This is a genomic window from Streptomyces reniochalinae, from assembly GCF_003323735.1.
In the GTDB taxonomy this organism is placed as follows: Bacteria; Actinomycetota; Actinomycetes; order Streptomycetales; family Streptomycetaceae; genus Streptomyces; species Streptomyces reniochalinae.
Map to the genome: position 1 here is coordinate 209,920 of NZ_QOIM01000032.1, position 23,794 is coordinate 233,713.

Annotated in this window: 19 protein-coding genes; 6 read left to right on the forward strand and 13 right to left on the reverse strand. The window is 71.1% G+C overall.

Annotation, left to right across the window (positions count from 1 at the left end; genetic code table 11):
* Nucleotides 1-53: 53 nt before the first annotated feature.
* The 3 genes from DQ392_RS13195 (at nt 54) to DQ392_RS13205 (ending at nt 3,208) form a co-directional block, all read left to right on the forward strand.
* Nucleotides 54-788: a FadR/GntR family transcriptional regulator gene (locus DQ392_RS13195; protein ID WP_114015759.1), complete on the forward strand. Its 735-nt coding sequence runs from the start codon at nt 54-56 to the stop codon at nt 786-788.
* A 140-nt stretch (nt 789-928) separates the two neighbouring features.
* Nucleotides 929-2,416, forward strand: a complete 1,488-nt coding sequence (gene eat / locus DQ392_RS13200) for an ethanolamine permease (RefSeq protein ID WP_114015760.1) — start codon at nt 929-931, stop codon at nt 2,414-2,416.
* A 63-nt stretch (nt 2,417-2,479) separates the two neighbouring features.
* On the forward strand, nt 2,480-3,208 hold the full coding sequence (locus tag DQ392_RS13205; RefSeq protein ID WP_114015761.1) for a gamma-glutamyl-gamma-aminobutyrate hydrolase family protein: 729 nt from the start codon (nt 2,480-2,482) through the stop codon (nt 3,206-3,208).
* A 65-nt stretch (nt 3,209-3,273) separates the two neighbouring features.
* Here DQ392_RS13205 and DQ392_RS13210 read toward each other — a convergent pair whose 3' ends face one another.
* The gene (locus DQ392_RS13210) at nt 3,274-4,002 is read right to left on the reverse strand and encodes a helical backbone metal receptor (protein ID WP_114015762.1); all 729 of its coding nucleotides are present in this window, start codon (nt 4,000-4,002) and stop codon (nt 3,274-3,276) included.
* A gap of 108 nt (nt 4,003-4,110) precedes the next feature.
* Between DQ392_RS13210 and DQ392_RS13215 the strand changes: the two genes are divergently transcribed.
* Entirely contained in the window at nt 4,111-5,070 is a 960-nt protein-coding gene (locus DQ392_RS13215) for a TIGR03557 family F420-dependent LLM class oxidoreductase (protein WP_114015763.1), read from the forward strand.
* A gap of 709 nt (nt 5,071-5,779) precedes the next feature.
* On the opposite strand, the gene DQ392_RS13220 is transcribed toward DQ392_RS13215, so the two are convergent.
* Complete coding sequence (locus tag DQ392_RS13220) at nt 5,780-8,395, reverse strand: ABC transporter permease/substrate binding protein (protein ID WP_114015764.1); 2,616 nt, start codon at nt 8,393-8,395, stop codon at nt 5,780-5,782.
* On the reverse strand, nt 8,388-9,506 hold the full coding sequence (locus tag DQ392_RS13225; protein ID WP_114015765.1) for a quaternary amine ABC transporter ATP-binding protein: 1,119 nt from the start codon (nt 9,504-9,506) through the stop codon (nt 8,388-8,390). Before DQ392_RS13225 ends, DQ392_RS13220 begins: the two co-directional genes overlap by 8 nt.
* A 341-nt stretch (nt 9,507-9,847) precedes the next feature.
* Between DQ392_RS13225 and DQ392_RS13230 the strand changes: the two genes are divergently transcribed.
* Together DQ392_RS13230 and DQ392_RS13235 are read left to right on the forward strand one after the other, a co-directional pair.
* Complete coding sequence (locus tag DQ392_RS13230; protein ID WP_114015817.1) at nt 9,848-10,753, forward strand: 5'-3' exonuclease; 906 nt, start codon at nt 9,848-9,850, stop codon at nt 10,751-10,753.
* Between the two features lie 120 nt (nt 10,754-10,873).
* Nucleotides 10,874-11,743 carry a siderophore-interacting protein gene (locus DQ392_RS13235; protein WP_114015766.1) on the forward strand — a complete coding sequence of 290 codons (870 nt, stop codon included), beginning with the start codon at nt 10,874-10,876 and terminating at the stop codon, nt 11,741-11,743.
* Between the two features lie 398 nt (nt 11,744-12,141).
* Here the strand turns inward: DQ392_RS13235 and DQ392_RS13240 are convergent, their stop codons facing one another.
* The 10 genes from DQ392_RS13240 to DQ392_RS13285 form a co-directional block, all read right to left on the reverse strand.
* Nucleotides 12,142-14,952, reverse strand: a complete 2,811-nt coding sequence (locus tag DQ392_RS13240) for a DEAD/DEAH box helicase (protein ID WP_114015767.1) — start codon at nt 14,950-14,952, stop codon at nt 12,142-12,144.
* 235 nt (nt 14,953-15,187) lie between these two features.
* Nucleotides 15,188-16,165, reverse strand: a complete 978-nt coding sequence (tatC, locus tag DQ392_RS13245; protein ID WP_114015768.1) for a twin-arginine translocase subunit TatC — start codon at nt 16,163-16,165, stop codon at nt 15,188-15,190.
* 98 nt (nt 16,166-16,263) lie between these two features.
* Complete coding sequence (gene tatA, locus DQ392_RS13250) at nt 16,264-16,551, reverse strand: Sec-independent protein translocase subunit TatA (RefSeq protein ID WP_114015769.1); 288 nt, start codon at nt 16,549-16,551, stop codon at nt 16,264-16,266.
* Nucleotides 16,552-16,799: 248 nt separating this feature from the next.
* Nucleotides 16,800-17,030, reverse strand: a complete 231-nt coding sequence (locus DQ392_RS13255; protein WP_114015770.1) for a hypothetical protein — start codon at nt 17,028-17,030, stop codon at nt 16,800-16,802.
* A 108-nt stretch (nt 17,031-17,138) separates the two neighbouring features.
* Nucleotides 17,139-18,101, reverse strand: coding sequence for a helix-turn-helix transcriptional regulator (locus tag DQ392_RS13260; protein WP_114015771.1), 963 nt, complete (start codon nt 18,099-18,101; stop codon nt 17,139-17,141).
* Nucleotides 18,102-18,116: 15 nt separating this feature from the next.
* The gene (locus DQ392_RS13265; RefSeq protein ID WP_114015772.1) at nt 18,117-19,133 is read right to left on the reverse strand and encodes a helix-turn-helix transcriptional regulator; all 1,017 of its coding nucleotides are present in this window, start codon (nt 19,131-19,133) and stop codon (nt 18,117-18,119) included.
* Nucleotides 19,134-19,292: 159 nt separating this feature from the next.
* Nucleotides 19,293-19,667: an FKBP-type peptidyl-prolyl cis-trans isomerase gene (locus tag DQ392_RS13270; protein WP_114015773.1), complete on the reverse strand. Its 375-nt coding sequence runs from the start codon at nt 19,665-19,667 to the stop codon at nt 19,293-19,295.
* Nucleotides 19,668-19,798: 131 nt separating this feature from the next.
* Nucleotides 19,799-20,689, reverse strand: a complete 891-nt coding sequence (locus tag DQ392_RS13275; RefSeq protein WP_245981417.1) for an FKBP-type peptidyl-prolyl cis-trans isomerase — start codon at nt 20,687-20,689, stop codon at nt 19,799-19,801.
* Between the two features lie 370 nt (nt 20,690-21,059).
* The gene (gene pafA, locus DQ392_RS13280; protein WP_114015775.1) at nt 21,060-22,421 is read right to left on the reverse strand and encodes a Pup--protein ligase; all 1,362 of its coding nucleotides are present in this window, start codon (nt 22,419-22,421) and stop codon (nt 21,060-21,062) included.
* A gap of 15 nt (nt 22,422-22,436) precedes the next feature.
* Nucleotides 22,437-23,756 (reverse strand): MFS transporter, encoded by a 1,320-nt coding sequence (locus DQ392_RS13285; protein ID WP_114015776.1) that lies wholly within the window; start codon nt 23,754-23,756, stop codon nt 22,437-22,439.
* Between the last annotated feature and the right edge of the window lie 38 nt (nt 23,757-23,794).

A 23,794-nucleotide genomic window follows, 5' to 3' on the forward strand; every position in this document is an offset into this window, starting at 1 on the left:
TCAGCGGAAGCCATAAGGTAGTCACGGATACCATTGAAACGGAAGAGGTTCCCATGCCTTCCACGCCGCAGGACGACAGGCTGGCCACGGTGCTGCGCACGGTGCGCGCGGGAAACGGGTTCGAGGAAGCGCTGGAACAGATACTCCAGATCGTCCGGCTGGGCCTGGTCGCCGAGGGCGAACGGCTGCCCGCCGAGCGGGAGCTGGCCGAGCGCCTGGGCATCAGCCGGGTCACCCTCCGCGAGGTGCTGAGGGTGCTGGCCGAACAGGGCGTCGTGGTCAGCAGGCGCGGCCGGTACGGCGGCACCTTCGTCCTCCCCCGCCCGTCGCCCGCCGGCGGCGCGGCGGCGCGGGAGCGGGTGCGCGGCGCACAAGCCCCCGACCTGGAGGACACGCTCGCCTTCCGCGAGGTGCTGGAGGCGGGGGCGGCCGAGCTGTGCGCGGCGCGCGGCCTGTCCGCCGCCGAGGCCGCGCGGCTGCGCGAGGCACTGGACGCCACCCGCGAGGCGGCGCTCACCGACTACCGCAGGCACGACACGCTGCTGCACCTGACGCTGGTGGAGCTGGCGGGATCGCCGTCCCTGACCGTGCAGTACGCCGCGGTCCGCGCCTCCCTCAACGACCTGCTGGGCCGCATCCCGCTGCTCGTGCGGAACCTGGAGCACGCCCAGCGGCAGCACGCCGCGCTGGTGGCCGCCGTGCTGGAGGGGGACGGCGAGGGGGCGCGGGCGATCGCACGCGAGCACTGCGCGGGGACGGCGTCCCTGCTGCGGGGCTTCCTGGCGTGAGGCCGGGCGCGCGCTGTGTCCCGTACGCCCCGGAACGCCGCCCGCGGTCGCAGCTTGTTGCCGCACAAGGGTTGCGCTGGACGACCCGCGCGCACAAAGGTGTGCCAGCACACCATTGGCTGACGGCGGGAGTGTGGCACATGACCGAACAGTCCGCGTCCTGGTCCGATCCCGTGCGGGACGGCGACCCGGCCCCACCCGCCGCGGCACCGCGCCCCGACCCGGACGCCGCCTACCTGGAGCGCCGCACCCTGCGGCGCGGCAGCGCGGGCCCGCTGCTGCTGACCGGACTCGGTGTCGCCTACGTCGTCTCGGGAGACTACTCGGGATGGAACGCGGGCCTGGCCGAGGGCGGCTTCGGCGGACTGGCCATCGCGGCTGTCCTGATGGGCCTCATGTACACCTGCATGGTCTTCGCGCTGGCCGAGCTGTCCGCCATCCTGCCCACCGCGGGCGGCGGTTACGGCTTCGCCCGCCGTGCCCTCGGCCCCTGGGGCGGCTTCCTGACGGGCACCGCCATCCTGATCGAGTACGTGCTCGCACCGGCCGCCATCGTCTGCTTCATCGGTGACTACGTCGCCTCCCTCGGCCTGTTCGGCCTGGAGTCCGGCTGGCCCGTCTACCTGGCCTGCTTCGTCCTGTTCATCGGCGTCCACCTGTGGGGCGTCGGCGAGGCGCTGCGCTTCTCCCTCGTCGTCACCGCGATCGCCGTCGCCGCGCTGCTGGTGTTCGTCTTCGGCGCCCTCACCGACTTCCACATCAGCGGCCTCGACGACATCCCCGTGGACCACGGCGCGGCCGGTGCGAACTCCTGGCTGCCGTTCGGGCTGCTGGGCATCTGGGCGGCGTTCCCGTTCGGCATGTGGTTCTTCCTCGGGGTCGAGGGCGTGCCGCTGGCCGCCGAGGAGACCCGCGACCCGGCGCGTACGCTGCCCAAGGCGATGGCCGCCTCCATGGGGGTCCTGCTGCTGCTCGCCCTGCTCACCTTCGTCGCCGCCACCGGGGCACGCGGCTCCGCCGCCCTCCAGGACGTCGGCAACCCGCTGGTCGAGGCCCTTCAGCCGGGCGGCGAGGCCACCGCGCTCTCCCGCGTCGTCAACTACGCGGGCCTCGCCGGCCTCGTGGCGTCCTTCTTCTCCCTCATCTTCGCCGGCTCCCGCCAGCTGTTCGCGCTCTCCCGCGCCGGCTACCTGCCCCGCTTCCTCTCCCTCACCAGCCGCCGCAAGGCCCCCTACCTCGGCCTGCTGCTCCCCGGCGCCCTCGGCTTCGCCCTGGCCGCGGGCAGCGGTGAGGGGGCCACGATGCTGAACATCGCCGTCTTCGGTGCCACCATCTCCTACGCCCTGATGTCCCTCTCCCACATCGTGCTGCGCAAGCGCGAACCCCACCTGGCGCGCCCCTACCGCACCCCGGGCGGCGTCCTCACCTCCTCGGTCGCCTTCGTCCTGGCGCTCGCCGCCCTGGTCGCCACCTTCCTGGTCGACAAGCGGGCCGCGCTGATCGCCCTGCTGGTCTACGCGGTGGCCCTCGCCTACTTCGCCTTCTACTCCCGCCACCGGCTGGTGGCGGCCGCCCCGGAGGAGGAGTTCGCCGCGCTGGCGAAGGCGGAGGAAGAATTGCGGGACTGAGCACGCCCACCGCGCCCCTCTCCCCCGCTCCTTTCTCGTTCCGTACCCGCACCAGGAGCAACCGTGACACCGCCCCTCATCGGCATCACCACCTACCTGGAACCCTCGGCCCGCTGGGGCAACTGGCACCTGCCGGCAGCCCTCCTGCCTGCGGCGTACCACCGCATGGCGCACCGCGCGGGCGCCCGCGCCCTGCTCCTCCCGCCCGACGAGGACCCCGCCGCGGTGGCAGACCTGGTCTCCCGCCTCGACGGGCTGGTCACCGCGGGCGGCCCCGATGTGGACCCGGCCCGCTACCGGGCGGAACGGGACCCGCGCACGGGGCCGCCCTATCCCGAACGGGACGCCTGGGAGCTGGCCCTCACCCGTGAGGCGATGGCCCGCGGCGTGCCGCTGCTCGCGGTCTGCCGGGGCATGCAGCTGCTGAACGTCGCCCTCGGCGGCACGCTCGTCCAGCACATGCCGACCACCCGGGCCCACCGTGGCGCGCCCGGGGTCTTCGGCAGGCACGCGATCGTCCCGGTCCCCGGCACGCTGCTCGCCAAGGTGCTGGACGAGGAGGATTCCGTCACCGTGCCGACCTACCACCACCAGGCGCTGGACGCGCTCGGCGCGGGCCTCGTCCCCAGCGCCCACGCCGCCGGCGACGACACCGTCGAGGCAGTCGAGTTCCCGGACGCCGACGGCTTCGTGCTGGGCGTCCAGTGGCACCCGGAGGCGGGCGAGGACCTGCGCGTGATGGCCGCCCTGGTAGCGGCCGCACAGGAGCGGCGGGTCGGCGGGAGCGCCTGATCCACGGGCCCGGCGGCTGACGCGCGGGTCCGGCGGCCGGTGCGCGGAGCTCGTGGGCGGCCGGCTCAGCTCAGCGCGGCCGACAGCGCCGCACCGAGGACGTCGGGCGCCTGCACCAACGAGGGCCCGTACCAGGTGAGGTGCCGTCCGCTGACGAGCGCGGCGGGCGTGCCGGGAAAGGCCTCGGGTCCGTCGTCGGCCGTGAACCTGTAGGGCTCGTCGGGCAGGACGACCACCTCGGCGCGGCCGGGCTGGGCGAGCTGTGAAAGCGGCACCCGGGGGTAGCGCTCGGCGTGCGCGGCGTAGACGTTGCGCACGCCGAGGTGCGCCAGCAGTCCACCGGCGAAGGTGTCTGCGCCCAGCACCATCCACGGCCGCCGCCAGACGGGGACGACGGCCCGTACGTCCAGGCGAACGCGGGGCCGCGCCCACGCGTGCTCGGCCGCGTCCAGCCAGTCGGGGCGCGGCAGGCCGCAGCCTTCGGTCAGCACCCGGTGCAGCTCGGCGAAGCCCTGCTCCAGCGAGCGCACCTCCGTCACCAGGACCCGCAACCCTGCCTGCCGGAGGGCGCGCAGGTCCTCGGGGCGGTTCTCCTCCTCGTTGGCGAGCACCAGGTCGGGGGCCAGCCCGACGACGGCCGCCACGTCCGGGTTCTTGGTGCCGCGCACCCTGGTGACGTCGAGGTCGCCCGGGTGCGTGCACCAGTCCGTCGCGCCGACGAGGAGACCGGGCGCGGTGGCGGCCACCGCCTCGGTGAGGGAGGGAACGAGGGACACCACCGACCGGCACGTCATGGCTCCACCCTACGGAGAGAACGCTCAGGAAGGACGCGGGGAGTACGCAGGGAGGTGACGGCCTGACAGTTCTGTTTCGTTATGGGTGGAAAAGGTACCCATTGGTGCATGGTCAGCATCGGATACTTTCTCTCCTGCGAGGAATTCGGACCCCGCGAACTGGTCCGCCAGGCACAGATGGCCGAGGAAGCCGGATTCCAGCGGCTGTGGATCTCCGATCACTTCCACCCCTGGATGGACGCCCAGGGCCAGAGCCCCTTCGTCTGGTCCGTCATCGGAGCGCTCTCCCAGGCCACCTCGCTGCCGGTCGGCACCGCGGTCACCTGCCCCACCTTCCGGATGCACCCGGCCATCGTCGCCCACGCGGCGGCGACCGCCGCCGTGCAGCTGGAGGGCCGCTTCACCCTGGGCGTCGGATCCGGCGAGGCGCTCAACGAACACATCCTCGGCCAGCACTGGCCGCCGCCGGGCGAACGGCTGGCCCGCCTGGAGGAGGCCGTCGGAATCATCCGCAGGCTGCACACCGGCAAGCGCACCACCCACCACGGCACCTACTACCGCGTCGACGACGCCCGCCTCTACACGGTGCCGGAACAGCCCGTGCCGATCTCCGTCTCCGCTTTCGGCCCCAAGGCCGTCGAACTGGCCGCGCGCATCGGCGACGCCTTCTGCACCGCCTCCCCCGACCGCGAACTGGTCGCGCGCTACCGCGACGCGGGCGGCGGCCGGCGGACCGTGCAGGGCGGCATGAAGGTGTGCTGGGCGCCCGACGAGGAGGACGGGCTGGAGCAGGCGCACCGGCTCTGGGCCAACGAACTGCTGCCGGGCCAGGTGCCCTCCACCCTCACCCGCCAGAAGGACTTCGCGGCCGCCGCCTCCCTGGTACCGCGGGACGCGGTGGCCGACCAGATGGTGTGCGGGCCCGACACCGAACGGCACCGGGCCCGGGTGCGCAGCTACGCGGACGCCGGGTTCGACGAGGTGTACGTCCAGCAGATCGGCTCCCGCCACGAGGAGTTCTTCCGCGTCTACGCGGACGAGGTGCTGCCCGCCTTCCACGGCGGCTGAGCCCCTCGGGCGGGGCCACCCCTCCCACGGCGGGCGCGGACTCCCCGCGCGCCCGCAGCTCCATCACCGTGAACAGCTCGTCCGAGAAGCCGCCGATCTCGAACCGGTTGGGCCGGGACGGATCAAGGGCCGGGGGTGCGTACCCGGTGGTGTCGACGACGGCGAGCAGCGCCGGCTCGGACCGGGTGTCGCACACGTACGCCCTGCCGCCCTCGTAGGTGGTGGTGAGCGTGCGCGGCGCCGTGGAGCGCCGCTTGTCGAACTCGCTCATGATTCCCCCGCATCGCATGACTGCCCGTCGACAGCGGGTGCGTCGACGGAGGAGGAACGGCATCGCGCCCGGGGAGAGGACGGCGCGCACGGCGTCCACCGGAAGGCGCCCGAGGTCTCGGTGCGGCGACGGCCGGTTCAGCCGGAGTGACGTATCCGTGGTCTGCGCACCGGGTGCTCCCCTCGATGTGCCGAGCCCGCCTCCCGTGACCGGATGCGACGACGGTGTCAGGGATCGAACCCGTGGAATCCGCCGAAGGAGTAACCGTCGTCCTCGCACCTGGAGGTGCGTTCGTTCACGCGTACGAAGGTAGGCGTCCCCTCGCGGCCCGTCATGTGGATTACCGCGCCCCCGAAACGCGGGACGGCCCCGCGCCGCGTGCTCTCGCACGCGGCGCGGGGCCGTCCCTGAGGCGGTGGGATCAGGCCGCGGCGCCGGTCACTTGACCGGGGCCAGCTTGTCCTCCATGCCCGGGTGGGAGTCCAGCCACTTGCGCGCCGACTCCTTCTCCTTGCCCTTGCCGCCGCTCTGGATCGTGGCCTCGAGGGAGCCGAGGTCGTCCTCGGACATGTGGAAGTCCTTCAGCCAGCCGTACAGCTCGGGGAAGTCCTTCTCGAAGCCCTTCTTGGCGGTGACATGGATGTGGTCGCCCTTGCCCCAGGAGCCCTTGGGGTCGTCGAGCTTCTTCATCGGGTACTTGCTGTAGACCCAGTGCGGGGACCAGGTGGTCGCCACGACCGGCTTCTTCTGCTTCACCGAACGGTCGACCTCGGAGATCATCGAGGAGGTACTGGAGGAGACGACCTTGTACTCCTTGTCCAGGCCGTAGTCCTTGAGCACCTTCTTGAGGATCTTCATCTCGCCCGCGCTGGACTCGATGCCGGTGATCTTCCCGCCGAACATGTCGCTCTTGCCCTTGAGGTCTTCCAGCGAGTCGACGCCCTTGACGTAATCGGGCACGGACAGCTCCAGCGAGGTCGGTCCGTGCCAGGAGCCGACGTCGGTCAGTCTGTCCTTGTACTTGCGCCAGTACTGCTCGTGGGTGGTGGGCAGCCAGGCGTCCGTCTGGAAGTCCATCTGGCCCTGGGCCAGCGCCGTGTAGAGCGGGCCGGGGTCGAGCTGCTTGACGTTCGGCTTGTAGCCGCGGTCCTCCAGGATGTTCTGCCACAGGTAGGTCGTCGCGATGGCCTCGTCCCAGGGGAAGTAGCCCATCTGGACGGCCTTGCCGGCGTCCTTGCCCTGCTTCTTCTCGCCGCCGGGAGCCGGCGCCATCTTGTCGACGAAGCCCGGGTGGTCCTTCAGCCACTCCTTGACGGCCTTCTGCTCCTGGCCCTTGCCCGCACCCTGGATCTTGTCCTCCAGGGAGGTGAGCTGCTTCTCCTTGAGGTGGAAGTTCTTCAGCCAGCTGGCGACGACCGGGTTGTCCTTGGCGAAGCCCTTGCGGCCGACGTTGTAGAGCTTCTCTCCCTTGCCGAACGAGCCCTTGGGGTCGTCCAGCTTGGTCAGGTCGTAGGCGTTGTAGGCCCAGTGCGGGGACCACAGCGTGACGACGACCGGCTCCTTCTTCTGGATGGAGCGCTTGAGCTCGGAGAGCATCGAGGAGGTGCTGGAGGAGACGACCTTGTATTCGCCCTCCAGGCCGTAGTCCTTGAGGACCTTCTCCTTGAGGATCTTCATCTCACCGGCGCTGGACTCGATGCCGATGATCTTCCCGTCGAACTTCTTGCCCTTCCCCTTCAGGTCCGCCAGGGACTTCACGCCCTTGACGTAGGAGGGAACGGACAGCTCCAGCGACGTGGGGCCGTACCAGGAGCCGAGCTTCTCCATCTTGGAGCCGTACTTGTCCCAGTACTGCTGGTGCGTGGTGGGCAGCCAGGCGTCCGTCTGGAAGTCCGTCTCGCCCTGGGCGAGGGAGGTGTAGAGCGGTCCGGCGTCCAACTGCTTGAGGTTGGGCTTGAAGCCGCGCTGCTCCAGCACCTCCTTCCACAGGTAGGAGGTGGCGATGCCCTCGTCCCAGGGGATGTAGCCCATGTTGAGCTGCTTGCCCTTGCCGACGTTCGTGCTGCCGGAGGCCTGCTCCTTGGAGCCGGAGTCGGCGAAGTTCATACCGCCGGCGACCAGCGCGAGGACGACGACGCCGCACAGCGCGACGGCCGAACCGGGCTTGTAGCGCACGAAGCGCATCCGGCCCATCATCGCGGTCGCCTTCGCCGCGGCGCGGCGGCCGAGCGGCGAGACCCGCACGTTGAGGGCACCGGTCATCCGGTCCAGGTACATGGCGAGGATGACGACGGCGACACCCGACTCGACGCCCAGACCGATCTGGACCTGGGTGACGGCCGCGTAGACCCGCTCACCGAGACCGGGAGCACCGGCCATACCGGCGATGACCACCATGGACAGCGCGAGCATGATGACCTGGTTCACACCGGCCATGATCGTCGGCAGCGCCAGCGGGAACTGCACCCGCGTGAGCGTGTGCTTGGGGCTGGTGCCGAACGCCTCGGCGGCCTCCACCAGCTCGCCGTCGACCTGCCGGATGCCCAGTTCGGTCATCCGGACGCCGGGCGGCATGGAGAAGATGATCGTCGCCAGCAGACCCGGGGTCGTGCCGACGGAGAAGAACATCACGCCGGGGATCAGGTAGACGAAGGCCGGCATCGTCTGCATCACGTCGAGCACCGGGCGCACCGCGGCGCTGACCGACTTCTTGCGCGCCGCCCAGATACCGGTGGGCACCGCGATCACGATGGTGATGACGGCGGCGGCCAGGACGAGCGAGAGCGTCTGCATCGCCTCGTCCCACAACTGGAAGAGGTCGATGAGCACGAAGCCCACGAAGGCGATGACGCCCGCGGCCAGCCCGCGCAGCCAGAACGCGATGACGGCGAAGATACCGGCCAGCAGCAGCGGCTCGCCGCCGCCCAGGACGGCGTTGATCCCGTCGTACAGCCCGGTCAGAACCGTGTTGATGAAGTCGAAGAGCCAGCCGAGGTGCGTCTGAAGCCAGTCGACGGCGTCCTCGACCCAGTTTCCGGGGTGGAACTCAGGCACGTGCTCTCACCCCGGCGTCCTTGCTCGTCTTCTCCGTCGCGACGCCGGCGGGCACCGCGGCGGCCGCGTCCACGCGGGGTTCCTCGGCGAGGGCGGCCAGCAGCCGCTCCCGGTCGACGACGCCGACGGGGGTGCCCGCGTCGTCGGTGACGATCATCGCGTCCTCGCTGGTGGAGAACGGGGTGAACAGCTCGGCGAGCGGGGTCTCGGTGGTGACCGTCGGCGCCTTGCCGAGTCCGCGGCCCTGTGCGGCGGCCGCGTCGGCCTTGTCCTCATCCATGATCGACCCCGCGGTCAGCACCCGCGAACGGTCCACGTCCTGGATGAAGGAGGCGACGTAGTCGGTGGCCGGACGGACCAGGATGTCCTCGGCGGTGCCGATCTGGACGATGCGTCCGTCACGCATGACGGCGATGCGGTCACCCAGGCGCATGGCCTCGTTGAGGTCGTGGGTGATGAAGACGATGGTCTTCTTCAGCGTCTTCTGCAACTGGAGGAGCTGGTCTTGCATGTCACGGCGGATCAGCGGGTCCAGGGCGCTGAACGACTCGTCCATCAAGAGCAGGTCCGCGTCGGTGGCCAGCGCGCGGGCGAGGCCGACCCGCTGCTGCATACCGCCGGACAGTTCGTCGGGCCAGGACGCCTCCCAGCCCTTGAGCCCGGCCAGTTCCAGGGCTTCGGTGGCGCGCTTGTCGCGCTCCTCGCGTGGTACGCCCTGTACTTCGAGGCCGTAGGCGGCGTTCTCCAGCACGCTGCGGTGGGGGAAGAGCGCGAAGTGCTGGAAAACCATGCTGATCTTGTGGGCTCGTACCTCACGCAGCTCGCGCGCGGGGAGCGCCGTCAGATCCTCACCGTCGAACAGGACCCGTCCCGCGGTGGGCTCGAGGAGGCCGTTGAGCATCCGCAGCAGCGTGGACTTACCGGAGCCTGACAGCCCCATGACCACGAATATCTGCCCCTCCTCAACCTCGAAGGAGGAGTCGATCACTGCGGCGGTCGTGCCCTGGGCACGCAGTTCCTCGCGGTCGGTGCCGGCTTCCAGCCTGGCCACTGCCTGGTCCGCTCTCCTCCCGAACACTTTGTACAGGTGTTCGGCTCTCAGCCTGGACACATTCACCTTCTTGTCTTGACAACAGGTACCGGCACACCCCCACGCTTCGGTTCGAGCGGTAAATCGCTGCAAACGGTGCATACCGGAAAGATGCACTTTACACGAAGGCCTTGCCAGGGTGCTCCTGCTCGAAAGTTCAACTTCCAAACCGGTAGTGACGCGCTTCATACCGGCAAAAATGGACGCACCGCCTCCGCCCACGTCCCACGCGCCCCACGAGGGCCCTTCCGCGCCGCGCACGCGCTGTCCGACCCATGCGGCATCATCGGGCCGTGACCATCACTCCGGCGAACACGGCAAACGCACCGAAGACCCCCGAAGGGCCCGGCGGCCCCCGGCTGATGCTCCTGGACACCGCCTCGCTCTACTTCCGCGCCTACTTCGGCGTCCCCGACAGCGTCCGCGCCCCGGACGGCACCCCCGTCAACGCCGTGCGCGGCCTGCTCGACTTCATCGCCAGGCTCGTCCACGACCACCGGCCCGACGCGCTGGTGGCCTGCATGGACGCCGACTGGCGCCCCCAGTGGCGGGTGGACCTGATCCCCTCCTACAAGGCCCACCGCGTCGCCGAGGAGATCGAGGGCGGCCCTGACGAGGAGGAGACACCCGACACCCTCGGCCCCCAGGTGCCGGTGATCGAGCAGGTGCTGGACGCCGTGGGGATCGCCCGCCTCGGAGCCGCGGGGTACGAGGCCGACGACGTGATCGGCACGCTGGCGACCCGGGCCACGGGCCCCGTCGACATCGTCACCGGCGACCGCGACCTCTTCCAGCTCGTCGACGACGCGCGCGCGGTCCGCGTGCTCTACCCGGTCAAGGGCGTCGGCAGCCTCGACGTCTACGACGGCTCGGCGCTGGCGACCAAGTACGGGGTCGACGGTGCCGGCTACGCGGATCTGGCGGTACTGCGCGGCGACCCCAGCGACGGCCTGCCCGGCGTGCGCGGCATCGGCGAGAAGACCGCCTCGAAGCTGCTGGACCAGTACGGCGACCTCGACGGCATCCGGGCAGCCGCGGCGGACCCCGTCTCCCGGATCACCCCGGCGCAGCGCACCAAACTCAAGGAGGCCGCCGCCTACCTGGACGTCGCACCCGCCGTGGTGCGGGTCGCCAGGGACGTGGAGCTCCCCGACGCCGACCTCGCACTGCCCCGGACCGCGCGCGAGCAGGACCGTCTCGCGGAGCTGGCCGAGCGGTGGGGGCTCGGCGGATCGCTGCGACGGCTGCTGACCACGCTCGCGGGCTGATCCCCCACCGTGGACCTTCGATGATCATGCGGGCACGCGTCTGTTAAGTTAGGCATACCTAAGTTACGGTCTCTCCGTTTGTGCCCTCTGCCCGTGCCCGCATCCGTCCATGGAGGCCCCGTGCCAGACCGCCAGGCCAGTCCAGCCCGCCCGGCCCGCCGGAAGCCGCAGCTCCACCACGCCCGCGTGGCCCGCACCGAACAGCTGACCCCGCACATGGTGCGGGTCGTCCTCTCAGGCGACGGCCTGACGGGCTTCCCCGCGGGCGAGCACACCGACCACTACGTCAAACTGCTCTTTCCCGCGCCCGGGGTCGACTACCCGCAGCCGTTCGACATCGAGCGCATCCGCGCCGAGCTGCCGCGCGACCAGTGGCCCGCCATGCGCACCTACACCGTGCGCGCCTGGGATCCGGCCACCGGCGAGCTGACGATCGACTTCGTCGTCCACGGGGACGAGGGCCTCGCAGGCCCCTGGGCACGGTCCGCCGGCGTCGGCGACGAGGTGTACTTCCTCGGCCCCGGCGGCGCCTACTCCCCCAGCCCCGACGCCGACTGGCACCTGCTCGTCGGCGACGAGAGCGCGCTGCCCGCCATCGCCGCCTCGCTGGCCCGGGTGCCCGAGGGGGCGCCCGTCCGGGCGTTCATCGAGGTCGCCGGGGCCGAGGAGGAACAGCCACTCGCCGCGCCGCCCGGCGCCGAGATCGTCTGGCTGCACCGGGGCGCGGCGCCGGTCGGCGAACGCCTCGTCACCGCCGTACGGGAACTGGACTTCCCCGAGGGACGCGTGCTCGCCTTCGTCCACGGCGAGGCGGGGTTCGTCAAGGAACTCCGCGGCCACCTGCGCCTCGAGCGCGGCATCGCCAGGGAGCAGCTTTCCATCTCCGGGTACTGGCGCCTCGGCGCGGACGAGGACGGCTGGCAGGCGTCCAAGCGCGAGTGGAACGCCCAGGTCGAGGCCGAGCAGGAGGGCCAGACCTCCGCCGCGTGACCGTCGGAGCCTCGGGCGCTCCGACGGAGTGGTGCTCTGGCAAGAGCGTGCTGTGAGGGGGTCCCGCCACTCGTCGCGCGCGGTCCGCAGGTGGGGTGGCTGGTCGCGCCGTTCCCCGCGCCCCTTCGGGCGCGGGCTTCGGGGTCCGGGGGCCGGACCCCGGCATCCCGGGGCGGACGGACGGGTCCGGTCCGGCTGCGCCCCCACCTGGTTGGCGACCGCTCGCTGCGGCGAGCCGCGCGTCGGCCGGCGTTGCCTCAGGGGCTCCCGCGGAGCGTGCTGACGAGGGGCTGCCCCTGCTCGTCATGTGCAGTGCGCGGGTGGGACGTGGTTTGTCGCGCCGTTCCCCGCGCCCCCCTTCGGGGCTCGCGGCCCGCCCGAGACAGCGCGGGCGGGGCTCAGCCGACGCTGGAGTAGGCCACCACGCCCCGCAGCATGCCGTCGATCGCCTTGCGGGCGTTCCTGGCCACGGTGCCCGACGCCGGCGCCGCTGCGGCCAGTTGCCCGAGGACGTCGATGACCTGCTTGCACCAGCGCACGAAGTCACCCGCGGGCATGTCGGCCTCGCGCAGCACCTCGTCCAGCCCCTGGCCCTCCGCCCAGCGGTACGCGGCCCAGGCGAAACCGAGGTCGGGTTCGCGCTGGCCGACGCCCTCGGCGGCGCTGAGGCGGTGGTCCTCCTCCAGCGCGTCCAGCCGCCCCCAGATGCGCACCATCTCACCCAGCGCGGCGCGGGCCCGGCCACCGGGCATCTTGGGCGGCAGCGCGTCGTCCCCGTTGCGCGCCTCGAAGACCAGAGCGGACACGCAGGCGGCCAGCTCCGCGGGCGGCAGCCCCTCCCACACGCCCTCGCGCAGGCACTCGGAAGCCAGCAGGTCCAGCTCGCCGTAGAGCCGGGCCAGCACCCGCCCGTCGTCGGTGACGTGATCTCCCGAGAGGTAGCCGAGCTCGGAGAGCAGGGAGTAGACCCGGTCGAAGGTGCGCGCGATGGTGTTCGTGCGCCCTTCGATGCGCCGCTCCAGCTGGCGGGTGTCGCGCCTGAGCCGCTGATAGCGCTCGGCCCATCGGGCGTGGTCCTCGCGCTCGTCGCACCCGTGGCAGGGGTGCTGGCGGATGGCCTTGCGCAGCCGCTCGATCTCGGGGTCGTCGGCGGCGGCCGAACGCTGCTTGCGGTGCCGCTCGGGCACGTGGTGGCCCGCCTTCGTGCGCAGCGCCGAGGCCAGATCCCGCCGCGACTGGGGGCTGCGCGCGTTGAACGACTTGGGAATCCGCATCCGCTCCAGCGGCTCGACAGGGACCGGGAAGTCGATCGGACCCAGCCGCTTGACCTGCCGCTGCGCCGTCAGCACCAGCGGGCGGGGCCCCTCGCTGCCGGCACCGCCGTCGTAGCCCCTGCGGTGCCCCGAGCCGCGGCCGCCGCCCACCCCCGGGTCCAGCACGAGGGCGAGCCCCGCGAACTTGCCGGTGGGCACGTGGATGACGTCACCCGGCTTGAGCCGCTCCAGCGCGGTGGCGGCCTGCGCGCGGCGCTGGTTGGCGCCCTGCTTGGCCAGCTCCGTCTCGCGGTCCTTGAGCTGCCTGCGCAGCCCCGCGTACTCCTCGAAGTCGCCCAGGTGGCAGGTCATGGAGGCGCGGTAGCCCGCCAGGCCCTCCTCGTTCTTCTGCACCTGCCGGGAGATGCCGACGACCGAGCGGTCGGCCTGGAACTGGGCGAACGACGTCTCCAGCAGCTCACGCGAGCGGTGCCTGCCGAACAGCGAGACGAGGTTGACCGCCATGTTGTACGACGGCTTGAAGGAGGACCGCAGCGGATACGTCCGCGCCCCGGCCAGACCCGCGAGCGCGCCCGGGTCCATGCCGCGCTGCCACAGCACCACGGCGTGGCCCTCGATGTCGATGCCGCGCCGGCCCGCGCGCCCCGTCAGCTGCGTGTACTCGCCCGGGGTGATGTCGGCGTGCTGTTCGCCGTTCCACTTGACCAGCTTCTCCAGCACCACCGAACGCGCCGGCATGTTGATGCCCAGCGCCAGCGTCTCGGTGGCGAAGACCGCCTTGACCAGCCCGCGGACGAACAGCTCCTCGACGACCTCCTTGAAGGTGGGCAGCATGCCCGCGTGGTGCGCGGCGATGCCCCTCTCCAGGCCCTCCAGCCACTCGAAGTAGCCCAGAACGTGCAGGTCCTTGTCGGGGATGTCGCTGGTGCGCTCCTCGACGAGCTCGCGGACCCTCGCTCGGGCCGCGTTGTCGTTCAGCCGCAGCCCCGAGTACAGGCACTGCTGGACGGCGGCCTCGCAGCCCGCGCGGCTGAAGATGAAGGTGATGGCGGGGAGCAGCCCCTCCGCGTCGAGCCGGTCGATGACCTCGGGGCGGCTCGGCGTCCAGATCCTGGCGCGCTGGCGGCGCTCCCGCTCGCGGTCGGCCTCCCGCTGGGGCCGCCCTCTGCGGCGGTCGCGGGGCAGGCGGCTGTTCTCCATCCGGGCCATGCGCACCAGGTCGGGGTTGACCTCGCGCTTGTCCCGCGACTCCTCGAACAGGTCGTACATCCGCCGTCCGGCCAGCACGTGCTGCCACAGCGGCACCGGGCGCTCCTCGGAGACGATCACCTGGGTGTCGCCGCGCACGGTGTCCAGCCAGTCACCGAACTCCTCCGCGTTGGAGACCGTCGCCGACAGCGACACCAGGGTCACCGACGCCGGGAGGTGGATGATCACCTCTTCCCACACGGCGCCGCGGAAGCGGTCGGAGAGGTAGTGGACCTCGTCCATGACGACGTGGCCGAGGCCCAGCAGCGACTTGGAGCCCGCGTACAGCATGTTCCGCAGCACCTCGGTCGTCATCACGACGACGGGCGCCTCGGAGTTGACGCTGTTGTCACCGGTCAGCAGGCCGACCTTGTCGGAGCCGTACCGCTTGGCCAGGTCGTTGTACTTCTGGTTCGACAGCGCCTTGATGGGCGTCGTGTAGAAGCACTTGCGGCCCTCGGTGAGGGCCAGGTGGACGGCGAACTCGCCCACGATGGTCTTGCCTGAACCGGTCGGCGCGGCGACCAGCACCCCCTTTCCTGCTTCGAGGGCTTGGCACGCCTCTATCTGGAAGGGGTCCAGATCGAAGTCGTACATGTCACGGAAGGGGGCGAGAGCGGTGGCCTGCTCCGCGGCTCGCTCGCGCGCCGCCGCGTACCGCTCTGCTGGGGACAGATCCTCGGTCATCGTATGTACGAGCCTACCGGCCGCCCCCGACACAACTCACGATCTTTACCGGCTGATGGCACGTGGGCCGAGCCGGGCCGGGGCGCGCGACCGGTGGAGGGAGCGGCGCCCGGCCGAGGACCGCCCGCGGACGGTCGGCGGTGCCGCCCGGGTCACAGGCGGACGGCGGCCCCGCCGCGCCGGTCACGGGCGATCGGCAGCCGTACCGTCCCGGTCACCGGCGGTCGGTGGTCGCTCAGGTGATGTCGTCGTAGCCGCCGCGCCGGGGTCCGTCGCCGTGACCCGTGTCCCCGCCGGTGTCGGGTTCGGCACCCGTGCGGGGCGCGGGCAGGCCGTCGGAGGCGCCGACGGTCTCCGGGGCGTGGTCGAGCGGGGCGGCCTCGTCGTCGTCGAGACCGGCGTAGGGGTTGTCGCGCTTGCGCCTGCGGTCGTTGAACAGGCAGATGCCGACCGCGCTGAAGTACAGCGCCACGATCGGCGCGGCGAGCGCCAGCATCGTCAGCGGGTCGCCCGTGGGGGTGGCGACGGCGGAGAAGACGGTGATCCCGATGACCATGCCGCGCCACCAGCCCAGGAGCCGCTTGCCGGTCAGCACACCGCCGAAGTTCAGCAGGACGAGCAGCAGCGGCAGCTCGAAGGCGAGCCCGAAAACGATCACCAGACGGGTGACGATGTTGAGGAAGTCGTCGAGCGGGATGAGGTTGCCCGCACCCTCGGGGCTGAAGTCCAGCAGCGTCTCGGCGGCCTTCGGCAGGATCAGGTAGGCGAGGTAGGCCCCGGCCACGAACAGCGGCACGCCGGCGCCCACGAAGGAGCGCGCGTAGCGCTTCTCGTGCTTGTGCAGCCCGGGGGCGAGAAAGCCCCACAGCTGGTGGAGCCAGATGGGCGAGGCGACGACGACGCCCGCGGTCAGCGCCACCTTCAGCATGATCGTGAAGGGGGCGATCAGGCCGTTGATGGTGATTTCGGCGCAGGTCTCGCCCTCCTTGGCGGCCTCTCCGAAACCCTTGCTGCACCCGACCGACTCGCGCACCGGGTTCATCAGGAAGTCGGCGATCTGCTTGTAGTAGATCATCGCCACGATCGTGACGACGAGGATGGCCAGCACCGACTTCATGAGACGGTTGCGCAACTCCCGCAGGTGGTCCGCGAGCGGCATGCGCCCCTCGGGATCCTTCTGCTGTTGACCCTGCTTACGGGCGGACTTGAGCAACCCTGGTCCTCAGTCTCGAAGTGTCGGATAAGCGTGCTCCGCCGCCGCTCGGCCGGCACCGGGCGACGGACGGGAAGACGGTCGGCGCGCCTGGCCGCTCAGCTCTGCTTGGCCTGGTCGGCCGGCTCCGAGACGGGGCGCGAGGTCGCCACGTCGCCCGGCGCCGCCTGGATGGTCTTCGCCGTCGACTGGCTCGCGTCGCCACGCTTTTCCGTGTCGCTGTCGGAGGAGGAGCCTTCCTTCTTCATCTGCTTGGCTTCGCTCTTGAGGATGCGGGCCGACTTGCCGAGCGAACGGGCCATGTCCGGGAGCTTCTTGGCGCCGAACAGCAGCAGGATGACAAGGAGGATCAGAACGATCTCCATGGGCTTCAAACCTGCGATCATGTGCCACTACCTTCTCGCCGGGCGGCGGGTTGCTGTACCTGCCGGATGAATCGGACTGGCTGCATCGTGCTGACGTGCCGAATCGATCGTAACCCTGCGGAGTGAACACCGGGCAATCCCCGTGCATCGACCCGATTGCGCGCTCCAGGCCGCATCGACGCGACATCAGGCAGCCTACCGCTCCTCCGCGCTCACCTGGAGACCGCCTGTACGACGGCGATGTCCGCGACGTCTCGCGGCCCCTGCGGCTACCTTCCCTCCGGGTCCTCGGCGCCGCCCGTGCCCGGCCCGCGGCCACCGCGCGCCGCCAGCGGAAGCGCCGCGCGCTCCAGATTCTGAGCCGCTCGTGTGATCCGCTCCGAGCTGTCACCGACGGCTCGCGAGAAGCGCCGCACCTCCAGTCCCACACGGACGGCGAGGACTCCGAGGACGGCGATCCCGCAGAACGCGAGCGCCAGGAAGAACATCGGCCAGAGCATGCCCGCCAGCTTAGGCCGTCACCGAGGGCCTGCCGAATCACCGCTTCCGCCTCCCGGCAGCCGCCCCTCCGCGGGCCGGCGACCCGGGAGCGGGGCCCACACCACGGCCTACGCGTCGTACGCGGCCAGTGCCTTCCCGGCGGCCTCCCGGGCGCTCGCGGCCAGGTCCGCCGGGGCCGTGATGCGCCCGTCGCGCCCCAGCCTCAGGGCCAGGCGGCGCAGGGAGGCGGGATCCGGCGTGCGCAGGGTGATGCGCAGACCACCGTCGGGCAGTTCCTCCGCGCTGTCGTACGGGTAGTACTCGGCGACCCAGCGCCCGCCGGGCCCCACCTCGACGACGACCTCCGGATCGGTGGCTGCGGGCTGCACGAGCCCGGCGCTCAGGTCGCGGGGCTCTATCGGCGGCGGATCGGCCCGCTCGTCCAGCAGTTCGATCTCGGCGACCCGGTCGAGCCGGAAGGTGCGCCGCGCCTCGGAGAGGCGGCACCAGGCCTCGACGTAGGTGTGGCCGACGGCGAAGAGGCGGATCGGGTCGACCTCGCGCTCGGTCAGCTCGTCCCTGGCCGGCGAGTAGTACTTGATCCACAGCCTGCGGCGCTCGGCGATGGCCCGGTCGACGTCGGCGAAGACGCCGCCCTCCGACTCGAAGGTGACCGACAGCCGGGCGCTGGCGCCCGCGGTCTCCCCCGCGGCCGACTCCAGTTTGGCGGTGGCCCGCTGGAGCGCGTCACGGTCGCTCTCGCGCAGCCCCGGGAGGGTGGCCACGGCGCGGGCCGCGACCAGCAGCGCGGTGGCCTCGTCCGCGGCCAGCCGCAGCGGCTGGGCGGTGTCGGCACCCAGCGCGTCGGAGTTGCGCCACCAGATGCGCTCGCCATCGGTGTCGATCTCCAGCAGGTCCCCGCCGCGGAAGCTCGTACCGCACATGGGCAGCACGTTCAGATCGGAGATCAGCTCGTCGGCGCTGATGCCGAACGCGCGTGCGACCTCCTCGACCCTGGCCCCCGGACGGTCCTTGAGGTAGGTGACCAGCGAGAGCATCCTGCGGGTCTGATCGATCGCGTTCACAGCCATGCGGCTCTCCTCCCCTCAGCCCTTGGCGACGGCGCGCAGCCGGTCGATGACGTCGGCACGCAGCTCGGCGGGTTCCAGCACGACGACGTCGGGGCCGAACTCCACCAGCCAGGCGTCCAGCCCGTGCCCGTACGGAATCTCCAACTCGTCCCACCCGGATCCGAGTTTCCGGGTGGCGAGCGCCCGGGCGCGCAGCGGGTAGCCCGCGCCCTCCCTCAGCTTGATGCGGGCGGTGCTGGTGGCTCCCTCACCCGCCCAGCGCTCCACCGTCTCCCGCACCGTCACCTGATCGGGTACGGCAGCGGAGAAGGCGCCGGTCCGCGAGCGGACGGGGCCGGTGATCCGGGAGAGGCGGAAGACCCGCTCGTCCTGCCGGCCCCGGTCCCAGCCCGCGAGATACCAGTGCCCGCGCCAGCACTCCAGCGTCCAGGGCTCGACCTGGCGCCGTTCGGAGCGGGCGGCGTTGGACTTGCGGTAGTCGAACACGACGGGGCGGCGGTCGCGGCAGGCGAGCATGAGCGGCTCGAACGCGGCCTCCCGCGCGGGGATGTGCGGCTCCAGCGTGCCGAGCTGGCGCTCCCCGCCCTGCTCGGGGATGGCCCCGGGCGGCATACCGCCCGCGGCGTGCAGCTTTTGCAAGGCCCCGCTGGCCGCGGCCGCGAGGCGGGCCTGCTGCCAGACGCGGGCGGCGAGCCCCAGCGCGGTGGCCTCGGCGGCGTCCAGGGCCAGCGGCGGAAGGCGGTTGCTGTCGCGGCGGGCGACGTAGGCGGTCTCCCCGTCCACGTTCTCGACGGTGTCGATGACCAGGCCCAGCTCACGCAGGTCGTCCTTGTCCCGTTCGAACATGCGGCTGAAGGACTCGGCGGAGCCGGTGGCGCCCTCACCGCCCGAGGCCGCACCGGCCTCTCCCGAGCCGAAGGCCTCGACATAGGCCTCGATGGAGGCGCGCAGCTCCCGTTTGGTGAGCGGGCGGCGGGCCCCCAGCAGGCACAGCGCCAGATTCATCAGCCGCTCGGCCTTGGCAATCGCCATGGGTACCCTCGTGCCCTCTCTCATGCTCTTCTGGACCCTTGACCGTACCGTCGGCGCGGCCGTCGACAAAAGCCGGGAGCCCCGCGAGGTGCGGGACTCCCGGCCCGTGTGGTAGCGACGCCCGTTTCCGACCGCCGCTTCCCTGGTGTTTCTCTGCTGTCAGACGGCGATGAGGTCGCAGACGAAGATCAGCGTCTCGCCCGGCTTGATCCGCCCGCCACCCGCGCCGGTGTCACCGTAGGCGAGGTGGGCGGGGATCGTCAGCCGACGGCGACCGCCGACCTTCATGCCCTGGACGCCCTTGTCCCACCCCTCGATGACCTGGCCTGCGCCGAGCTGGAACTGGAGCGGCTTGCCGCGGTTCCAGCTGGCGTCGAACTCCTCACCCGAGGAGAAGGAGACGCCCACGTAGTGCACGGAGACGTTGTCGCCGGCCTTGGCCTCGGCTCCTTCGCCCTCCCACAGGTCCTGGATCTCCAGGTCGGCGGGCGGGGCGCCCTCGGGGAAATCGACCTCGGGCTTGTCGATGCTCACGAAATTGCTCCTACGAACGAATCTGCGGGACAACCGCGCCAGTCTGCCACGGACGTGGCCGCGTCGCGCAGACCGGCCGGACCGGTGCGAGCGGTCACCTCACGGCGAGGCGGTCACTTCACCTGAGGCGGTCACTTCACCTCGAGGATGTCGACCGAGAAGACGACACCGTCCTTGAACTGCTTGCGCTGTTCCTTGGGGAACTCGCTCTGCGGCACCGAGACCACCACGCGGCTGCCCGCCTTGGCGCCCTTGAGGCCCTTGCCCCAGCCGGGGATCTGCGCGACCGGGATCTCCTGCGGCGCGCCGCCCTGTGCCCAGGTGTCGTCGAGCTGCTTGCCGCCCTTCCACGCCTTGGCCGTGAAGTGGGTGAGGATGGTGCTCTTCTCGTCGACCGACTTCTTGCCGTCGCCCTTGACGACGGTCTCGCTGATCAGCTCGTCCGGGGCCTCGTCCTTGCCCTTGGGCATCTCGATCGACGGCGCCTTGTCCTTGTCGACCTTCGTGCTGACCTTGGGCAGCTGCGAGTTCTGGGGCTTGTCCACGGGCTTGCCGTCGATCTTATTCGGCGCGATCTTCTCCAGGTCCACGACGAAGACCAGCGTGGAGTTGCCGGGGATCGTGGGCGGCTGGCCCTTCTTGCCGTAGCCCTTGTTCGGCGGGGCGACGATCTCGACCCGGCTGCCGATCTTCTTGCCGACCAGCGCCTCGTCCCAGCCCTTGATGACCTTGCCCGTGCCGATCTGGAAGGTGGCGGGGGCCTTGCGCTTCCAGCTGCTGTCGAACTCCTTGCCGTTCCACAGCTGGCCCACGTAGTGCGCGCTGACCGCGTCGCCCTTGCGGACCTTCTGCCCGTCGCCGCTCTTGAGCACCTGCGTCTTCAGGTCGGACGGCGGGTCGCCGGCCCCCTTGTCGATCTTGGGTTTCTTGCCCCACGACCCGCTGACGGACGGGGGCTTGGAGTCGGACCCGTCGTCGTCTGAGCAGGCCGCCACCGAGACGGCGAGCAACGGTACGGCCACGAGCGCGGCGATGCGGCGCGTGCCCTTCCTCGAAAGGGCCCGGGAGGCTCGGGGGGTACGGGGGTTCGAGCCCCCGGCAAAATGCAACATGTATTCCACTCGCGGGTTCAGGGGTGTGCGTACGGTGCCTCAGCCTACGACCCGGCAACGAGGCCGCCACCGCCGACGACACGGCACACTCCCGCCACCTGTCAACGCCAGGCTGACCGGGAGCGCCTCAGGACGCTCGGAAGAGACCCGATCCGCCCTCCACCTGCGCGCGAGCGCGCGGCCGTGCCAGGCCGCGCGCCCCACGGAGCGCACGCGAGGAGACGTCCGTCACACTCAGGTGGCATGCGCGACGCCAGCGCCCTCGGCGCGCATGCTCACGTCACATGCCCGCGATGAGCTTCTCCACCCGCTCGTCCACCGACCTGAACGGGTCCTTGCACAGCACCGTGCGCTGTGCCTGGTCGTTCAGCTTCAGATGCACCCAGTCCACCGTGAAGTCGCGGCGCTGCTCCTGGGCCCGCCGGATGAAGTCGCCGCGCAGCCGGGCGCGCGTCGTCTGCGGCGGCACCGACTTGCCCTCGAAGATCTTCACGTCGTTGCAGATCCTGGTCGCCTTGCCGCTGCGCTCCAGCAGGTAGTACAGCCCTCTGCGGCGGTGGATGTCGTGGTAGGCGAGGTCTATCTGCGCGATCCTCGGGTGCGACATCGTGATGTTGTTCTTGTTCCGGTACCGCTCGATGAGCTGGTACTTCATCACCCAGTCGATCTCGGTGTTGATCTTGTCGAGCTCCTGGGTGCGGACCGCCTCCAGAGCCCGGCCCCACAGCTCCAGCACCTGCTCGACCCGGCCCGTGCGGATACCGCGCCGGTCGCAGAAGTCCAGCGCCTTGTCGAAGTACTCCTGCTGCACCTCCAGCGCCGAGGCCTCCCGGCCGCTGGCCAGCCGAACCTTGCGCTGGCCCGTGATGTCGTGGCTGACCTCGCGGATCGCCCGGATCGGGTTCTCCAGCGTCAGGTCCCGCATCACGGTGCCCGCCTCGATCATGCGCAGCACCAGGTCGGTGGCGCCGACCTTGAGCAGCATCGTCGTCTCGGACATGTTCGAGTCGCCCACGATGACGTGCAGCCTGCGGTAGCGCTCGGCGTCGGCGTGCGGCTCGTCACGGGTGTTGATGATGGGCCTCGAGCGCGTCGTCGCCGAGCTGACGCCCTCCCAGATGTGCTCGGCGCGCTGGCTGACGCAGTAGACGGCGCCCCGCGGGGTCTGCAACACCTTGCCGGCGCCGCACACCAGCTGCCGCGTCACCAGGAACGGGATCAGGACGTCCGCCAGCCGGGAGAACTCCCCGTGCCTGGCCACCAGGTAGTTCTCATGGCAGCCGTAGGAGTTGCCCGCCGAGTCGGTGTTGTTCTTGAAGAGATAGACGTCGCCCGCGATGCCCTCCTCGTGCAGACGGCGTTCGGCGTCGACCAGGAGGCCTTCGAGGATGCGTTCCCCCGACTTGTCGTGGGTGACCAGCTCGGTCACGCTGTCGCACTCGGGTGTCGCGTACTCCGGGTGCGAGCCCACGTCCAGATAGAGGCGCGCGCCGTTCCGCAGAAACACGTTGCTGCTGCGGCCCCATGACACCACACGGCGGAAGAGGTACCGCGCCACCTCGTCGGGGGACAGCCGCCGCTGCCCCCGGAACGTACATGTGACGCCGTACTCGTTCTCCAGCCCGAAGATTCGGCGGTCCATGACTGAACATTACGCCTACAGAGACGATCTGAAACCGGGTTCCGGGTCACCGTTCCGATCTGTTTGCGCACCTGGGGCTCGGGTTTCCGCCTCGGGCGGCGGAGTTTCCCCGCCCGGCGGCCGGGCCGGAGCGCCGGCCGCCACACGGCGGGCGTCACCCTCCGTCAGGCGCAGCGCCCCGCGCCCCGCCAGCATGACGCCCAGCGCGGCCAGTCCCCCGGCCCCCGCCAGGGCGAACCCGGCCCCCGTGCCGGCCGACTCGAGGACCGTGCCCACCACGGCGGTGCCCGCGGCGGCACCCACGCCGAACGTCGTCACCAGCCACGAGAACGCCTCGGTCACCGTGCCGGACGGCGCGTGCCGGTCCACGACCACGAACGCGCACGCCAGCGCCGGAGCCAGGAAACATCCCGAAAGGGCGCCCAGCGCCACCATCGGCGGTACGCCGGGCACCAGGGCCAGCGGCAGATTGCCCGCCGCGAACAGGCCCACCAGCGCCAGCAGCCGGCCCTCGTGGGTGCCCGGCCAGCCGCGACCCCCGTAGGCGACACCACCCACCAGCGCGCCCGCGCCCTGGGCCGCCAGCAGGTACGTCGAGATGAGCGGGTCGCCGTGGTCGTCCGCGTAGGAGACGGCGGCCAGCGCGAACGTGCCCAGCGCCAGGCCGACGAAGAAGAACGACGCCAGCATCACCTTCAGCCCCGGCGAGCGCAGCGCGCCCAGCCAGTGCGGGGTACGGGGCGCCGACCGCCAGCGGCGGGACGGGGGCGAGAGGACGACCGAGAGGGCGCCCAGCACCCCCAGCGCGTTGACCACCAGCAGCGCGGCCGCCTCGCTCCACCCTGCGACCAGCAGCGTCACCAGCAGCGGTCCCGCCGCGAACATCACCTCCTGGGCGACGGCGTCGAGCGCGTAGGCCGTGTGGACCTGTTCCTGGCGGCGCAGCACGCTGGGCCACAGCGCCCGCAGGCCGCCCTCGAGCGGAGGCGTGAACAGTCCGAACACCAGCACGCATCCGCAGGCGAGCGGCGGCAGGCCGACCCCCGTGAGGGCGAGCGTCCCGGCGCCCGCCGCGGAGAGCACCGCGGCGGGCAGCATCACCCTGGGCTGCCCGAACAGGTCCACCAGGCGGCCCAGCATCGGCTGGCCGAACGCCGTGGCGAGCCCGTAGAACGCGGAGAGCGCCCCGGCGAGCGTCATACTGCCGCCCTCCGCGCGGACGAAGAGCGCGATGGCGATAGGGCCCGTCGCATTCGGCAGCCTGCCCACCAGCGTTCCCGCCAGCAGGCGCACCGCGTGCCTGGCCCGCAGCAGTTCGGCGTAGCCCGTCGCCATTCCACCCCGCCCCTCCGTCATAGTTTTACGTATAACGC

Coding starts and splice junctions, on each gene's coding strand:
- DQ392_RS13195 (WP_114015759.1), top strand. CDS start 54: ATGCCTTCCACGCCGCAGGACGACAGGCTGGCCACGGTGCTGCGCACG.
- eat (WP_114015760.1), top strand. CDS start 929: ATGACCGAACAGTCCGCGTCCTGGTCCGATCCCGTGCGGGACGGCGAC.
- DQ392_RS13210 (WP_114015762.1), bottom strand. CDS start 4,002: ATGACGTGCCGGTCGGTGGTGTCCCTCGTTCCCTCCCTCACCGAGGCG.
- DQ392_RS13215 (WP_114015763.1), top strand. CDS start 4,111: ATGGTCAGCATCGGATACTTTCTCTCCTGCGAGGAATTCGGACCCCGC.
- DQ392_RS13230 (WP_114015817.1), top strand. CDS start 9,848: ATGCTCCTGGACACCGCCTCGCTCTACTTCCGCGCCTACTTCGGCGTC.
- DQ392_RS13240 (WP_114015767.1), bottom strand. CDS start 14,952: ATGACCGAGGATCTGTCCCCAGCAGAGCGGTACGCGGCGGCGCGCGAG.
- tatA (WP_114015769.1), bottom strand. CDS start 16,551: ATGATCGCAGGTTTGAAGCCCATGGAGATCGTTCTGATCCTCCTTGTC.
- DQ392_RS13255 (WP_114015770.1), bottom strand. CDS start 17,030: ATGCTCTGGCCGATGTTCTTCCTGGCGCTCGCGTTCTGCGGGATCGCC.
- DQ392_RS13260 (WP_114015771.1), bottom strand. CDS start 18,101: ATGGCTGTGAACGCGATCGATCAGACCCGCAGGATGCTCTCGCTGGTC.
- DQ392_RS13265 (WP_114015772.1), bottom strand. CDS start 19,133: ATGGCGATTGCCAAGGCCGAGCGGCTGATGAATCTGGCGCTGTGCCTG.
- pafA (WP_114015775.1), bottom strand. CDS start 22,421: ATGGACCGCCGAATCTTCGGGCTGGAGAACGAGTACGGCGTCACATGT.
- DQ392_RS13285 (WP_114015776.1), bottom strand. CDS start 23,756: ATGGCGACGGGCTACGCCGAACTGCTGCGGGCCAGGCACGCGGTGCGC.